Consider the following 252-nt stretch of genomic DNA (forward strand, 5'->3'; position numbering starts at 1 on the left):
TAGTTACCTCTTAGATGTTTAAAAGAAATATAAGATAGTACTATAGCCAATCCTATATAACCTAAAATTCTTGAAACTTGATAAGGCACTTTATAATGTTTTTGCCCTAATACATAAGACATAATCATCATTATAAAATAAGCTACAAGCGTAGTCCATGCTGCGGCTACAAAACCATATTTAGGTAATAACATTATATTCAGTGCAATAGTAATAATAGCTCCTATAATTGAAATATACATTCCAAATCGT

Annotated in this window: 1 protein-coding gene; it reads right to left on the bottom strand. The window is 28.6% G+C overall.

Going from position 1 to position 252, the window contains the following annotated elements; translation table 11 throughout:
• Positions 1-252: polysaccharide biosynthesis C-terminal domain-containing protein (locus ACRHNM_RS17485; RefSeq protein ID WP_431137921.1), on the bottom strand; the 252-nt coding region annotated here is incomplete at both ends.

Origin of the sequence: Psychroserpens mesophilus (assembly GCF_050617655.1) — a bacterium.
GTDB lineage: Bacteria > Bacteroidota > Bacteroidia > Flavobacteriales > Flavobacteriaceae > Psychroserpens > Psychroserpens mesophilus_A.